At 71.3% G+C, this 13,814-nt stretch carries 13 protein-coding genes; 8 read left to right on the top strand and 5 right to left on the bottom strand.

Annotation, left to right across the window (positions count from 1 at the left end):
* Positions 1–246 precede the first annotated feature (246 nt).
* Positions 247–483 carry a hypothetical protein gene (locus tag BMX97_RS18275; protein ID WP_091752771.1) on the bottom strand — a complete coding sequence of 79 codons (237 nt, stop codon included), beginning with the start codon at positions 481–483 and terminating at the stop codon, positions 247–249.
* A gap of 201 nt (positions 484–684) precedes the next feature.
* Between BMX97_RS18275 and BMX97_RS18270 the strand changes: the two genes are divergently transcribed.
* Positions 685–1,173, top strand: a complete 489-nt coding sequence (locus tag BMX97_RS18270; RefSeq protein ID WP_244538505.1) for a cadmium resistance transporter — start codon at positions 685–687, stop codon at positions 1,171–1,173.
* A gap of 6 nt (positions 1,174–1,179) precedes the next feature.
* Here BMX97_RS18270 and BMX97_RS18265 read toward each other — a convergent pair whose 3' ends face one another.
* Together BMX97_RS18265 and BMX97_RS18260 are read right to left on the bottom strand one after the other, a co-directional pair.
* Complete coding sequence (locus BMX97_RS18265) at positions 1,180–1,644, bottom strand: type II toxin-antitoxin system VapC family toxin (protein ID WP_091752770.1); 465 nt, start codon at positions 1,642–1,644, stop codon at positions 1,180–1,182.
* A gap of 4 nt (positions 1,645–1,648) precedes the next feature.
* Positions 1,649–1,888, bottom strand: coding sequence for a type II toxin-antitoxin system Phd/YefM family antitoxin (locus BMX97_RS18260; protein WP_060846726.1), 240 nt, complete (start codon positions 1,886–1,888; stop codon positions 1,649–1,651).
* Positions 1,889–2,247: 359 nt separating this feature from the next.
* On the opposite strand from BMX97_RS18260, the gene ileS reads away from it, so the two are divergent.
* From ileS to BMX97_RS18235, 5 genes are all read left to right on the top strand, one after another.
* Positions 2,248–5,220: an isoleucine--tRNA ligase gene (gene ileS / locus BMX97_RS18255; RefSeq protein WP_091752769.1), complete on the top strand. Its 2,973-nt coding sequence runs from the start codon at positions 2,248–2,250 to the stop codon at positions 5,218–5,220.
* A gap of 27 nt (positions 5,221–5,247) precedes the next feature.
* Positions 5,248–5,745 (top strand): signal peptidase II, encoded by a 498-nt coding sequence (lspA, locus tag BMX97_RS18250; RefSeq protein WP_091752768.1) that lies wholly within the window; start codon positions 5,248–5,250, stop codon positions 5,743–5,745.
* Between the two features lie 131 nt (positions 5,746–5,876).
* Entirely contained in the window at positions 5,877–6,545 is a 669-nt protein-coding gene (locus tag BMX97_RS18245) for a hypothetical protein (RefSeq protein ID WP_091752767.1), read from the top strand.
* A 423-nt stretch (positions 6,546–6,968) separates the two neighbouring features.
* Positions 6,969–8,348, top strand: a complete 1,380-nt coding sequence (locus BMX97_RS18240; protein WP_244538504.1) for a M16 family metallopeptidase — start codon at positions 6,969–6,971, stop codon at positions 8,346–8,348.
* An 81-nt stretch (positions 8,349–8,429) separates the two neighbouring features.
* Positions 8,430–9,731 carry a M16 family metallopeptidase gene (locus BMX97_RS18235; RefSeq protein ID WP_091752765.1) on the top strand — a complete coding sequence of 434 codons (1,302 nt, stop codon included), beginning with the start codon at positions 8,430–8,432 and terminating at the stop codon, positions 9,729–9,731.
* Positions 9,732–9,762: 31 nt separating this feature from the next.
* On the opposite strand, the gene BMX97_RS18230 is transcribed toward BMX97_RS18235, so the two are convergent.
* Both BMX97_RS18230 and BMX97_RS18225 read right to left on the bottom strand, forming a co-directional pair.
* A complete protein-coding gene (locus BMX97_RS18230; protein ID WP_244538503.1) occupies positions 9,763–10,164 on the bottom strand; it encodes a cupin domain-containing protein in 402 nt (133 codons plus the stop codon).
* Positions 10,165–10,292: 128 nt separating this feature from the next.
* Positions 10,293–11,621, bottom strand: coding sequence for an NAD(P)/FAD-dependent oxidoreductase (locus BMX97_RS18225; RefSeq protein WP_091752763.1), 1,329 nt, complete (start codon positions 11,619–11,621; stop codon positions 10,293–10,295).
* A 196-nt stretch (positions 11,622–11,817) separates the two neighbouring features.
* Here BMX97_RS18225 and BMX97_RS18220 point away from each other — a divergent pair, with 196 nt between their 5' ends.
* Positions 11,818–12,690: an urease accessory protein UreD gene (locus BMX97_RS18220; protein ID WP_091752762.1), complete on the top strand. Its 873-nt coding sequence runs from the start codon at positions 11,818–11,820 to the stop codon at positions 12,688–12,690.
* Positions 12,691–12,805: 115 nt separating this feature from the next.
* Positions 12,806–13,426 (top strand): urease subunit gamma, encoded by a 621-nt coding sequence (locus BMX97_RS18215; protein WP_091752761.1) that lies wholly within the window; start codon positions 12,806–12,808, stop codon positions 13,424–13,426.
* Positions 13,427–13,814: the final 388 nt, after the last annotated feature.

Genomic DNA, 13,814 nt, shown 5'->3' with positions numbered 1-13,814 from the left:
TAGACATTGGCATGAATATCACCGGATTCGCCTTTTCCATCCACGACCTCATCCTGAGGTGCGAACGCAGTGAGCCTCGAAGGAGGGCTCCAGAAACCTCAGTGTTATATGGAGCCCTCCTTCGAGGTCAGTCGATCTTCGATCGACTAACACCTCAGGATGAGGGTGTGGATGGGACCGGCACCGCAGATCGACCACCCTGTGGTGTCCCGTAGGCCGCGCTGGGCCGGCGGGGTTAAATGCCGGTTATTCGGGGATGAACTCGCGGATCGGCGCCTCGGCGTCCGTGCCCCGCTCGCGCGGGCGCCTCGTCCGCCGCGCCGGGCCGCTGTCCTCGTCGGGGATCAGCAGCGGGTCGGTCGGCGTCACGGAGCCCGTGGCGTCGATGTCCTCCGGCACCGACCGCGGCGGGCGCAGCTCGCGGGCGACGGCCGGGGTGGCCAGGAGCGCGGCGAGCGCGAGGGCAGGAAGCAGGATCCGCATGGTAGAGCTCCGGATTCACTGAACCTTCTCGTCAACAGCGCGACGCAGCGTCCCGTTCCGGCCTTCTCGTTCGCATCACCATGGCTCCCCTGACCGATATCGGCCTGGCGATCACGCTCTTCGCCTCGACCAATCTCGACGATCTCTTCGTGGTGATCGGCTTCTTCTCCAACCCGCGCTACCGCCCCGCGGGAGATCGTCGTGGGCCAATGCTTCGGGATCGCCGCCCTGGTGCTGGTGGCGCTCGCCGGCTCGCTCCTGTCCCTGATCGTGCCTCCAGCCTGGATCGGCCTCATGGGCCTGGTCCCGATCGTGCTGGGCCTGCGCCGCCTCCTGTCAATGCGGACCGACGCGGAGGACGAGGCTCCGGCCGGCGCGGCCTCCGTCGGCCACGCGCTGGCGGTGGCCGGGGTGACGATCGCCAATGGCGGCGACAACCTCGGCATCTACATCCCGGTCTTCGCCACCAGCCCGGGCCCGCGGCTTGTCCTTTTCGTCGCGGTCTTCGCGCTCATGACCGGGCTCTGGCTCGCCCTCGCGCACCGGCTCGTCCACCATCCGGCCTTCGGCGCCCCGATCCGCCGGATCGGCCGGGTCGCGACGCCGTTCGTGCTGATCGGGATCGGCGTGATGGTGCTGGTCGAGGCCGGGACGGTGTCGTGGCTCTATCAGGGCTCGTCCGCGCAATGACGTCGGTCAGGGTTCGAGCGGTCGGCTTGTCGCATCGGGCGGCAGCGCCGCGAAGGGATCATGTGCGGGCACGCCCAGCGGACTGAAATGCCGGAGGTTGCGCGTCAGCACCGACCACTTGCGGCTCTGTGCCGTCGCCGCGATGGCGAGATCCGCGAGGTCGGGTGTGAGGCCCTGCCCGCGGGCCCTGTCGGTCAGGCAGCCGAGATACCACGCGACATCGAGGTCGATCGGAAGGACCCGGGCGCCATAGAGGTGCAGCAACGCGGCCAGCCATTCGGCCAGACGCTCGGCTTTTCGGTGAGCGCCCTGCCTGCGGCTCTTGGCGATACCGGCCTCGATCTCGGCAACCGTGATGACCGAGAGATATAGATGAGCGCTGTTGCGATCCATCCAGGCGACGAGGTCCGGCGCAACGGCAGCCTGGGTCGGAGCCGCCGCGGAGACAACGTTGGTATCGACGAGGTACAAGGTCCTAGAACTCGACGTCGCGCACGCCGCCGTCGCGCGGAGGCAGATCTTCTGCCTCCAGGGGCGCAGACATGAGCATGCGTCCGAAAGAGGGGACCTGCGACAGACGCTGCCACTCCTCGTAGCTCAGGAGGACGGCCTCCGGTCGGCCATGGCGCGTGATCACCGAGGGCTCGCCATGGCGGGCGCGATCAATGACGGCGGACAGCGTTGCCTTCGCATCCCGGAGCTGAATTTCCTGCATCGGGCACCTCGTGACTATTATAGTCTTTTTTAGCAACATCGGCAGTGAGGGGGAAGGGCCGGTCCGACGCGCCATCTCCACCGGACCTTCATCATCGGAGCGCCGGAGGCCGGGTCGCTCGTCGGGCTCATCACCCCGCTTCCCCCGCCCGCCCGCCGCTGCTAGAAGCGCCGGATGACCGAATCGCACCCGCGCCGCGCCGCCATCCGGCGAATTACGAGCCCGGCTTCCGCCTGAGGGCCGCCATCGCGCGGCCGCGCGGAAGGCCGGGTTGCCGCCGTTTCGCCGCTTGCGATTCCCTCACGGGCGATTCCCTCTCAAGGGCTGCGCGTCCGCGCCCCAGACGAGCCTTGACCACCATGACCGAGCCGAAAACCGCCACCGGGCGCGACTATTCCGAGACCCTGTTCCTGCCGGTCACCGATTTTCCGATGCGGGCCGGGCTGCCGCAGCGCGAGCCGGAGATCCTGGAGCGCTGGGCGAGGACCAACCTCTACGCCCGCATCCGCGAGGCGGCGGCCGGGCGGCCGAAATTCGTGCTGCACGACGGTCCGCCCTACGCCAACGGCCACATCCACATCGGCACCGCGCTCAACAAGATCCTGAAGGACATCGTCGTCCGCACGCAGGGGTCGCTCGGGCAGGATGCCAACTACGTCCCGGGCTGGGACTGCCACGGCCTGCCGATCGAGTGGAAGATCGAGGAGCAGTACCGCGCCGCCGGCCGCAACAAGGACGACGTGCCGGTGGTCGAGTTCCGGCGCGAGTGCCGGTCCTTCGCCGAGCACTGGCTGTCGGTGCAGCGCGAGGAGTTCAAGCGCCTCGGCGTGACCGGGGACTGGGACCATCCCTACCTGACCATGGCCTATCCGGCCGAGGCCGCGATCGCCCGCGAGCTGATGACCTTCGCCACCACCGGCCAGCTCTATCGCGGCTCGAAGCCGGTGATGTGGTCGGTGGTCGAGAAGACCGCGCTCGCCGAGGCCGAGGTCGAGTACGAGGACCACGTCAGCGACACCATCTGGGCCGCCTTCCCGGTCGTCGCCTCGAAGACGGCCCCGGACTTGCAGGGTGCCCGCGTCGTCATCTGGACCACCACCCCGTGGACGATCCCGGCCAACCGGGCCGTCGCCTATTCCAAAAAAGTCTCCTACGGATTGTATCGTGTCGTTGCTGCGCCTCAAGAGAACTGGTCTCAACCTGGTGTTCGTTACGTTGTTGCTGACAAACTGGCGGGCGACGTCTTCAAGGCAGCGCGCGTCGAATCCTTCGAGCGACTGAGCGACGTCTCGGCCGAAGAGCTGGCCGGCGTGACGCTGGCCCATCCGCTGGCGTCCTGGAACGATGGCTACGCCTACGCGGTGCCGATGCTGGACGGCGAGCACGTCACCGACGACGCCGGCACCGGCTTCGTCCACACCGCCCCCAGCCACGGCCGCGAGGATTTCGAGGTCTGGATGGCGAACGGCCGCCAGCTCCGCGAGCGCGGCATCGAGACGGCGATCCCCTACACGGTCGATGCCGACGGCGTGCTGACCGAGTCGGCACCGGGCCTCACCGGCACCCGCGTGCTGGACGAGAAGGGCCAGAAGGGCAACGCCAACAAGGCGGTGATCGCCGCGCTGACCGCCGCCGGCACGCTCGTCGGCCGCGGCACGCTCAAGCACAGCTACCCGCATTCCTGGCGCTCGAAGAAGCCGGTCATCTTCCGCAACACGCCGCAATGGTTCATCGCCCTCGACAAGCCGGTGGCGAGCCTGAACGACGCGACCCTGCGCGACGTGGCGCTCCGCGAGATCGCCGTCACCCAGTGGGTGCCGCCGCAAGGCCAGAACCGCATCACCGGCATGATCGCCAACCGCCCGGACTGGGTGGTGTCGCGCCAGCGCGCCTGGGGCGTGCCGATCACGGTCTTCGTCCACCGCGAGACCGGCGAGATCCTGCGCGACGAGACGGTCAACGCGCGCATCCACGCCGCCTTCGCGGCCGAGGGGGCGGATGCCTGGTTCACCGACGCCGACGGCGCCCGGTTCCTCGCCCCCGAGCACGACCCGGCGGCCTACGAGAAGGTGACCGACGTCCTCGACGTGTGGTTCGATTCCGGCTCGACCCACGCCTTCACGCTGGGCGACCCGCAGGCGTTTCCGGGTCTGTCCGGGATCCAGCGGCGGCGCGACGGCGGCGACGACACGGTGATGTACCTCGAGGGCTCGGACCAGCATCGCGGCTGGTTCCACTCGTCGCTGCTCGAATCCTGCGGCACACGCGACCGCGCGCCCTACGACGTGGTGCTGACCCACGGCTTCGTCCTCGACCCCAAGGGCGAGAAGATGTCGAAGTCGAAGGGCAACGTCGTCGCGCCCCAGGACGTGATCAAGGGCTCGGGCGCCGACATCCTGCGCCTGTGGGTGGCGGCCTCGGACTACACCGACGACCTGCGCATCGGCCCGGAGATCATCAAGACCTTCTCGGAGACCTACCGCAAGCTGCGCAACTCGCTGCGCTGGATGCTGGGCACGCTCGCCCATCACCGGCCCGAGGACCGGGTCGCCCCGCAAGACATGCCCGAGCTGGAGCGGTTCATCCTGCATCGGCTGGCCGAGCTCGACACCGAGATCCGCGACGCCTTCCGCACCTTCGACACCAAGCGGGTCGTGGCGCTGCTCAACGGCTTCATGACCGGCGACCTGTCGTCGTTCTACTTCGACGTGCGCAAGGACGCGCTCTACTGCGATCCGATCTCGTCGCAGACCCGCCGCGCCGCGCTCACCGTCGTCGACGAGGTCTTCAAGCGCGTCACGGTCTGGCTCGCCCCGGTGCTGGCCTTCACGGCGGAAGAGGCCTGGCTCGCGCGCTATCCCTCCGAGACGGCGTCGGTCCATACCGAGACCCTGCCGGAGACGCCGGCCGCCTGGCGCGACGAGGCGCTGGCCAAGCGCTGGGCCAAGATCCGCCGGGTGCGCCGGGTGGTGACGGGCGCGCTCGAGATCGAGCGGGCGGGCAAGCGCATCGGCGCGAGCCTGGAGGCGGCCCCGACCGTCTTCGTCGCCGACACCGACCTGCTGGCGAGCCTCGACGGCATCGACTTTTCGGAGGTGTGCATCACCTCCGGCATCCGGGTCGAGGCCGGCGAGGGTCCGGCGGAGGCCTTCCGGCTCGACGAGGTCAAGGGCGTCGCGGTGGTGCCGGCCCTGGCGGACGGGCGCAAATGCGCCCGCTCGTGGAAGGTGCTGGACAGCGTCGGCAGCGACCCGGACTACCCGGACGTGACGCCCCGCGACGCGCAGGCCCTGCGCGAGTGGGACGCCCTCCACGCCGAGGCCGCCGAGTAACGGGCAGGGACAGGGCGAGGAAAAGTCATGCGTCCCCTCCCCTTCGGCCTCTTCGTCGCGCTCGTCACCCTGGTCCTCGACCAGGTGACGAAGCTCGGCCTCCTGTTCGTCGCCGACCTGCCGGTGCGCGAGCCAATCGTGCTCGCGCCCTTCGCGCAGCTGATCGTGGTGTGGAACCGCGGCGTCTCCTACGGGCTGTTCCAGCAGGATTCGGCGCTCGGGCGCTGGCTCCTGGTGGGCGTGTCGCTGGTGGCCTCGGTCGCGCTCTCGGTCTGGATGGCGCGCGCCGGCAGCCGCTGGCTCGCGGGATCGCTCGGCATGATCGTCGGCGGGGCGATCGGCAACGCCATCGACCGGGCGGCCTACGGGGCGGTGTTCGACTTCGTCCACCTCCATGCCGGCGCCTGGTCCTGGTACGTGTTCAACGTGGCGGATGCCGGCATCGTCTTCGGCGTGGTCGGCCTCCTCTACGACGGGCTGGTGCTGGAGCGCCGCCGCGCGGCGGCAACGGGCGGGCCGACCTGAAAACGCGTGTGTGTCACGGGCGCAACGGCGAGGATCGGCGTTGCGCCCGCCTACGGCCACGCCATACCTTCGCCCGAAACCGCCACCACCTCGGGAACCAACCCAGGGGGCGGAACAGGCAAGGGGCCAGCATGCTCGACAAGCGCACGATACTCGCCGCGGCGACGGCCGCCGGCCTGGTGGCCGGCGTGATGGCCTCCCCGGGCGCGCACGCCCAGGAAGGCGTCGCGATGAAGAACGCCCTGTCGTCGATCGGCCTCATCGAACCCGAGCGGCCGACCATCACCTACCGCGAGCGGGCGCCCCTGGTGCTGCCGCCGAAGATGGACAAGGCCGCCCTGCCGCCGCCGGTCGACCGCCGCGCCCTGCGCGAGGCCAACCCGCAATGGCCGACCGATCCCGAGACCGCGACCCGCGAGCGCCGCGCCGCCGAGGACCGCAAGCCGATCACCCGCGGCTATGGCGGCCGGGTGAGCGACGAGAACGCCACCCTGCCGATCCGCGAGATGCAGGCCGGCCGGCGCGAGGGCGCCAGCATGACGACGGAGCCGACCTACAAGCCCGGCGACAACGTCAAGGAGTCGTTCTGGCTCAACCCGATGCAGCTCTTCGCCGGCAAGAAGGACGACGACGTCAACCTGCCCGACGTCGAGCCCTCCCGCGACACCCTGACCGCGCCGCCGACCGGCTACCGCAAGCCGCCGAACGGCAAGCTCGCCCGCACCGATCGCGGCCCGAACGCGATGATCAGCGATCGCGAGCAGGCCGATCCCGGCGCCTACCTGCGCTCGCGCCAGTAACGTTTCCGAGATCCGACCGGGTCTTCCGCCCCGGGCCGCAGCAGCGGCCCGGGGTTTTTCGTGCGTGAAAGCCCTGCTTCCGGCGCAGGGCTGCACGTCTCCCCGTCTCCGGGGGAGATCCTGCGGAATGCACCCAAAGCTTCACCCAAAACTCCGGCCACGCTTCGACTGGGCGAGGTCGGGTGCGACCTGCACGGGATGCATTTCTCCGCAGTCTTCGGGTCCCCCCTGCCACAAAATGCTCTAGAACAGGGTCTCTAACGGCCGGCGACCCCCGGGGACCGGCTCGCCCCCGGCTCCGCCTCTCCCGGCCTCCGACTCGCGAAGAGCCGCAAGCCTCGCTTAAGTGAGCCGGTTCACGATCCAACACGGGGGGCCCTTCCGGTCGCCCGGCTAAGGTAGATCAGGATGTCCCCAGTCAGGATGCGCCCCGCCCCCGGCCTCGCCAGCCCCGTCAGCGCGACCCTGCGCACCGACGCGGCGCCCTTCGGCCGAGCGGAGGCGGGCGGTCCCGAGGTGGCGTCCTTCGTGCTCGACAACGGCCTCGACGTGGTGGTGGTCCCCGACCACCGCGCCCCCGTCGTGACCCACATGGTCTGGTACCGCAACGGCTCGGCGGATGATCCGCTCGGCCAGTCCGGCATCGCCCACTTCCTCGAGCACCTGATGTTCAAGGGCACCGAGACCCATCCGGTCGGCGCCTTCTCGAAGGCGGTGTCGAGCCTGGGCGGCCAGGAGAACGCCTTCACCTCCTTCGACTACACGGCCTACTTCCAGCGGGTCGCCCGCGAGAACCTGAAGACCATGATGAGCTTCGAGGCGGACCGGATGACCGGCCTGATCCTCGACGACGCCGTGGTGGCGCCCGAGCGCGACGTGGTGCTGGAGGAGCGCCGGATGCGGGTCGAGACCGACCCCTCGGCCCAGCTCTCCGAGGCGATGGCGGCCTCGCTCTTCGTCCACCACCCCTACGGCATCCCGATCATCGGCTGGATGCACGAGATCGAGGAGCTGAACCGCACCCACGCCCTCGACTACTACCGCCGCTTCTACACCCCGGAGAACGCCATCCTGGTGGTCGCCGGCGACGTCACCGCCGACGAGGTCCGGCGGCTGGCCGACGACACCTACGGCGTGGTGACGCCGCGCGGCGCCCGGCCGCAGCGGGTGCGGCCGCGGGAGCCGGAGCCGCGCGCCGCGCGCCGCCTGAGCGTCGCCGACCCGAAGGTCGAGCAGCCGACCCTGCAGCGGCTCTACCTCACCCCCTCCTGCATGACCGCCCGCGACGGCGAGAGCCACGCGCTCGAACTGTTCGCCGAGGTGCTGGGCGGCGGGCCGACCTCCTACCTCTACCGCAGCCTGGTGCTGGATCAGGGCGTCGCGGTGAATGCCGGCGCCTGGTACATGGGCTCGGCGATCGACGATACCCGCTTCTCGGTCTACGCCGTGCCGGCGGAGGGCGTGAGCCTGGAGAAGCTGGAGGAGGCCCTCGACCGGGCGCTCGCCCGCGCGCCCTCCGAGGCCCTGACCGCCACCGCGATCGAGCGGGCGAAGACCCGGCTCGTCGCCGAGACCGTCTATTCCTCCGACAGCCAGTCCTCGCTCGCCCGCATCTTCGGCTCGGCGCTCGCCATCGGCGAGAGCATCGAGGAGGTGCGGCGCTGGCCCTCCGAGATCGAGGCGGTCCAGGCCCCGCGCCTGGCCGCGGTGGCCGAGCGCTACCTGGTGCCGGCCCGCTCGGTCACCGGCTATCTGGTCAAGGGCGAGGGTGCCTCGAAGGCGTCTTCGGCCGCGGCGGCCTGAACCCAGCATCCTGACACCGCCCGGGGCGTGCGCGCCGCCGGGCGGATCCGTCTTCGCACGTCACGACAACAAGAGGTCCTCATGACCCCGGCCGACGCCGTCTCCCGCAGCACCGCCGCCCCGGCGTCCTCCTCGTCGCCGACCCAGGCGCGTCCCGTCCTCTCGGCCCGCGGCATCGAGGCCTGGCACGTCGAATCGCCGATCGTCCCGCTGATCGCACTCGCCTTCACCTTCGAGGGCGGCGCCGCGCAGGACCCCGAGGGTAAGTCGGGCACCGCCCAGATGCTGGCGCGCCTCCTCGACGAGGGTGCCGGCCCGCACGATTCCGACGCCTTCCAGGAGCGGCTCGCCGCCCGCGCCATCGAGCTGAGCTTCCATGCCGGGCCGGACGCCATCGGCGGCTCGCTCAAGATGCTGGTCAAGCACGCCGACGAGGCGATCGCGCTGCTCGCCCTGGCGCTGGCCCAGCCGCGCTTCGACCCGCCGGCGATCGAGCGGGTGCGGGCCCAGATGCTCGCCGGGCTGCGCTACCAGCAGAACGATCCCGGCGTGATGGCCTCGCGCCGCTTCTTCGCCGAGGCCTATCCCGGCCACCCCTACGGCCGGCCCTCCTCCGGCACGATCGAGAGCGTGTCGGCGATCACCCGCGACGACCTCGTGGCGATGCACCGCCGGCTGCTCGCCCGCGGCCGGGTCAAGGTCGCGGCGGTGGGCGCCATCGGCGAGGAGGCGCTGCTGCGCGCCCTCGACGCCGCCTTCGGCGACCTGCCGGAGGGCGGCGCCCTGACGGCGGTGCCGGCGACCACGATCACCGGCCTCGGCCGCCGCATCGTCGTCGACCTCGACGTGCCGCAATCGGTCCTGCGCTTCGGCACCGACGGCGTGCCGTGGCGCGACCCCGACTTCATCCCGGCCTACGTCCTCAACCACATCCTGGGCGGCGGCGCCTTCACGTCGCGGCTCTTCCAGGAGGTGCGCGAGAAGCGCGGCCTCGCCTACTCGGTCGGCACCTCGCTGGTGAGCCACCGCGCCGCCTCGATGACCTGGGGCTACACCGCCACCAAGAACGAGCGCGTCGCCGAGTGCCTGGCGGTGATCTCCGACGAGATCGCCCGCCTGACCGGCGACGGCCCAGACGACGACGAGTTGCAGAAGGCCAAGGACTACCTCACCGGCTCCTACGCGCTCGGCTTCGACACCTCGACCAAGATCGCCCACCAGCTGGTCCAGATCGCCTTCGAGGGCCTCGGCATCGACTACATCGCCCGCCGCAACGGCCTGATCGGCGCGGTGACGCAGGCCGACATCCGCCGCGCCGCGGCCCGGACCCTCGGCGACGGCAAGCTGCTGGTGGTGGCCGCCGGACGTCCGACGGCGATGTGAGGCAAGGGGGCCGGACCTCGCGGCGCCGGCCCTACGCCATGACGTCCCCCTCCGGAGGGCGCAGCGCGTCGAGTTCCGGCAGCAGCACCACGCTCTCCTGCTCGTTCGGATCGGTGCGGGCGATCACCGCCGTGCAGGTCTCGGTGCGGCTGGCGTTGTAGGGCAGGTGCGGGACGCCGGCCGGGATGTAGACGAAATCGCCCGCCCGGCTCCACAGGTGGTGCTCCAGGCGCTCGCCGTACCAGGTGCCGGCGACGCCCGAGAGCACGTGGAGCGCCGTCTCGTGCGCCTCGTGCAGGTGGGCCCTGGCGCGGGCCCCCGGCGGCAGGGTGACGAGCTGCATGTGCAGCCCCGTCGATCCGACCGTCTCGGCCGAGACCGCGGGTGCGTAGGTCAGCGCCTGCTTGCCGACGATGGTGGGGCCGGGTCGCACGACCCGGCAGGTCGTTTCGGGTGACGAAGACTCCACGGTGCGTCCTCCGTTCGCGCGGAGGAGAGCTTACGGTACTTCGACCCCGCCGGCGCGAGGGATCGTCGCGGACCCGGACGGAGATCCGCTCCTCAGAACTCCGCCACCTTGCCCCAGGCCGAGGCCTCGAACCGGTCCGGGTGGTAGGGGCGCGGATCGACGATCGGGTCGGCGCCGGTGACGAGGTCGGCCACGAGGTGGCCGGCGCCCGGGCCGATGCCGAAGCCGTGGCCGGAAAAACCCGCCGCCAGGATCAGGCCCGGCACGCCCGTCACCTCGCCGATCGCCGGCACGCCGTCGGGGGTCGAATCGATGTAGCCGGCCCAGGAGGCGGTGATCGTCGTGCCGTGCAGGGCCGGCAGCAGGTCGAGGGCGCGCCGGTGCGTCTCGGCGACGAGGCGCGCGTCGGGCTTCGGATCGAGGACCCGCATCCGCTCCATCGGCGTCTCCTCGTCGAGGCGCCAGCGCGCGGCGGTCTCGTGCCCGCTGCGCCAGCCGCCGAGGCCGCCCGGCCGCAGGGCGCGCCAGCGCCGGGCGAACATCGGCACGAACTCGCGGGCGAACAGGATCTGCTGGGGCGTGGGATCGACGCTGGCCCGCCCGCTGATCGCGAGCGTATGGCCGCCGGTCTCGCCGCGACGGGTCACCGAGATCTCGGCGGTGTGGAGCGCGTCCGGCAGGCCGGCGACGCTGGGGCCGACCGCCAGGATCGAGGAGCGCACCGCCGATTGCGGGAAGCGGATGCCGAGCTGGCGCACGAACGACGACGCCCAGGCGCCGCCGGCCATCACCACGGTCTTCGTGCGGATCGTGCCCTTCTCGGTCACGACGGCACTGACGCGTCCGCCCTGGAGCTCGAGGCCGCGGGCGGCGCAGAGCTGGTGGACGCTGCCGCCCGCCTTCATCACCCCGCGGGCGACGACCGGCACGGCGCGGGACGGATCGGCGACGCCGTCGGAGGGCGAGAACACCCCGCCCTTCCAGCCCCGCCCGGTGGCGCTCGCCCGCGCCTTCGCCTCGCTCTCGCTCAGCATGTGGGTGGTGACGCCCTCTGTCACCGCGAAGTCGCGCCACTTGGCCCAGCGGGCGATCTCGGCATCGTCGTTGCTGAGATAGAGCAGGCCGCAGCGCCGGAAGCCGGGATCCTCGCCGATCTCGGCGTTGAGCCGGTCCCACAGGTCGAGGCTCTTCGTCGCCATCGGCAGCTCGCGGGCGTCGCGGTTCTGCTGGCGGCACCAGCCCCAGTTGCGGCTCGACTGCTCGGCGCCGACGCGGCCCTTCTCGACCAGCGCGACGCTGAGCCCCCGGCGCGCCAGATAGTAGGCCGCGAAGGTGCCGGCCACGCCGCCGCCGATCACCACGACGTCGGCGGTCGCCGGCAGGTCCGGCGTCGTCTCGATCTGGAGGAGAGGTGCTGGCATCCGTGGGCTCCCGATGACCCGGGCAGCCTAGCAGGAGTGCCGGTGCGCGGACGCCGGAGAGTCCCGGGCCGACGGCAGATTCTGCCGCGCGCCGGACGGCCTGCCGGCATCATCGCGCGTTCGGGGCTTGCCTGCGGGGCTGCCGGCGCGGTCTAAGCGTGGCTCGACGAGGGCCGTCCGGCCCGCCGGGCTCCCGATGCCGCCATCCACCACCGCCCCCCTTCCCGATACCGTGCGCCGCCAGCGCTCGATCGGCCACGTCGCGCTCGCCGTCGCGCGGATGCCGGGCGGCGCCACGCGGACCACCGACCTCGCCGAAGCCGGCCCCTTGCGGCTGCGCCTGCCGCGGCCGGAGCGCGGGCCCGGCGGGATCGGCCCGATGGAGGCGGTGCTCCTCAACAGCGCCGGCGGCATCGCCTGCGGCGACCGCTTCACCGTCGAGGCGCGGCTCGGCCCGGGGGCCGACCTCGTGCTGACCACCACGGCGGCGGAGAAGATCTACCGCTCGGACGGACCGGTGACCCGGCTCGACGTGGACCTCGCGCTCGAACCGGAGGCCGCCCTGGCCTGGCTGCCGCAGGAGACGATCCTGTTCGACGGCGCCCGGCTCGCCCGGGGCTTCTCCGCGGAGATCGACGCGACGGCGCAACTCACCCTGTTCGAGGCCCTGGTCTTCGGCCGCGCCGCCAAGGGCGAGGTGGTGCGGGACGGCGCCCTCATCGATTCCTGGCGCATCCGCCGGGCCGGGCGGCTCGTCTACGCCGACACCTTCCGGCTCGACGGCGACATCGCCGCCACCCTCGCCCGGCGGGCGGTGGCCGGCGGCGCCCGGGCGACGGCGACGCTCCTCCACCTCGCCCCCGACGCCGAGAGCCGGCTCGACCAGGTCCGCGACCTGATCCAGGCGGCCGGCTGCGAGGCGCTGTCCGTCGAGGCCGGGGCGAGCGCCTGGAACGGCATGCTGAGCTTACGCCTGCTCGGGCCCGAGATCGGCCCCCTGCGGGTCGCCGCCGCCCGGATCCTCGAAGGGTTTCGCGGGCGGCCGCTGCCGCGGGTCTGGCAGACCTGACGGCTCGTTTCTTGCGTGCCCGGCCTCGTCGCCGGGGCCGCCCGCACCCGGAAATCTTGCCTCGCGCCCCCGCCTCGGCGAAGGATGGGGCCCCACCGACCGGAGAGACGCCCCTGTGCTGCTGACCCCCCGCGAGAAGGACAAGCTCCTCGTCGCCATGGCGGCGATGGTGGCCCGCAACCGCCTGGCCCGGGGCGTGAAGCTCAACCACCCGGAGGCGGTGGCGCTGATCACCGACTTCGTGGTCGAGGGTGCCCGCGACGGCCGCACCGTGGCCGAACTGATGCGGCTCGGCGCGCAGGTCCTCACCGCCGACCAGGTGATGGAGGGCGTGCCCGAGATGATCCACGACATCCAGGTCGAGGCGACCTTCCCTGACGGCACCAAGCTCGTCACCGTCCACCACCCGATCCGCGGCACCCCCGCCACCAACGTGCCGGGCGAGGTCACGACCCCGGACGGCGAGATCGTCTTCAACGAGGGCGCGCCCCGCACGGTGATCGAGGTCGCCAATACCGGCGACCGGCCGATCCAGGTCGGTTCGCACTACCACTTCTTCGAGGTCAACCCGGCGCTGCGCTTCGACCGCGACAAGGCCCGGGGCCAGCGCCTCGACATCGCGCCGGGCACGGCGGTGCGCTTCGAGCCGGGCTCGACCCGGGAGGTGGTGCTGATCCCGATGGGGGGCGGGCGGAAGGTCTACGGGTTCCGGGGTGACGTGATGGGGGCGCTGTAGGCGATGCGAACCTGCTTTTCCCAACCTTCCACCTCATCCTGAGGTGTCGGTCGATTGCAAATCGACTGACCTCGAAGGAGGGCTCCAGAAGTCACAGCGATCCATCGAGCCCTCCTTCGAGGTCAGTCCATCGAGATGGACTGACACCTCAGGATGAGGTCGAGGATGGGAGATCGAGGTATGGAGGACCGGTGACTCTGCCAGCCGACGCCCATCAGATGCCCGATCGTGCGCCGGGTGACCAAGGCTCCCCCATTTCGGGAGACGAGGGACGCGCGCATTCGACGAGGCCCGACACGCTTTTCTCCCTTCGAGACATCGCCCGCCGCGCCCGCGCCAGGACTGGCCCGCCGGCACCCAGCGCCGACCCGATCGGGGATTATCTCCT

Origin of the sequence: Methylobacterium sp. ap11 (genome assembly GCF_900110515.1) — a bacterium.
GTDB classification, from domain to species: Bacteria; Pseudomonadota; Alphaproteobacteria; order Rhizobiales; family Beijerinckiaceae; genus Methylobacterium; species Methylobacterium ajmalii.
The sequence above is the reverse complement of the archived record's forward strand: the minus strand, read 5'-3'. Positions and strand labels throughout refer to the sequence as shown.

Bases quoted from the DNA above. Each gene is read 5' to 3' on its own strand.
- BMX97_RS18275 (WP_091752771.1), bottom strand. From the start codon at position 483: ATGCGGATCCTGCTTCCTGCCCTCGCGCTCGCCGCGCTCCTGGCCACC.
- BMX97_RS18260 (WP_060846726.1), bottom strand. From the start codon at position 1,888: ATGCAGGAAATTCAGCTCCGGGATGCGAAGGCAACGCTGTCCGCCGTC.
- ileS (WP_091752769.1), top strand. From the start codon at position 2,248: ATGACCGAGCCGAAAACCGCCACCGGGCGCGACTATTCCGAGACCCTG.
- lspA (WP_091752768.1), top strand. From the start codon at position 5,248: ATGCGTCCCCTCCCCTTCGGCCTCTTCGTCGCGCTCGTCACCCTGGTC.
- BMX97_RS18245 (WP_091752767.1), top strand. From the start codon at position 5,877: ATGCTCGACAAGCGCACGATACTCGCCGCGGCGACGGCCGCCGGCCTG.
- BMX97_RS18240 (WP_244538504.1), top strand. From the start codon at position 6,969: ATGCGCCCCGCCCCCGGCCTCGCCAGCCCCGTCAGCGCGACCCTGCGC.
- BMX97_RS18235 (WP_091752765.1), top strand. From the start codon at position 8,430: ATGACCCCGGCCGACGCCGTCTCCCGCAGCACCGCCGCCCCGGCGTCC.
- BMX97_RS18225 (WP_091752763.1), bottom strand. From the start codon at position 11,621: ATGCCAGCACCTCTCCTCCAGATCGAGACGACGCCGGACCTGCCGGCG.
- BMX97_RS18220 (WP_091752762.1), top strand. From the start codon at position 11,818: ATGCCGCCATCCACCACCGCCCCCCTTCCCGATACCGTGCGCCGCCAG.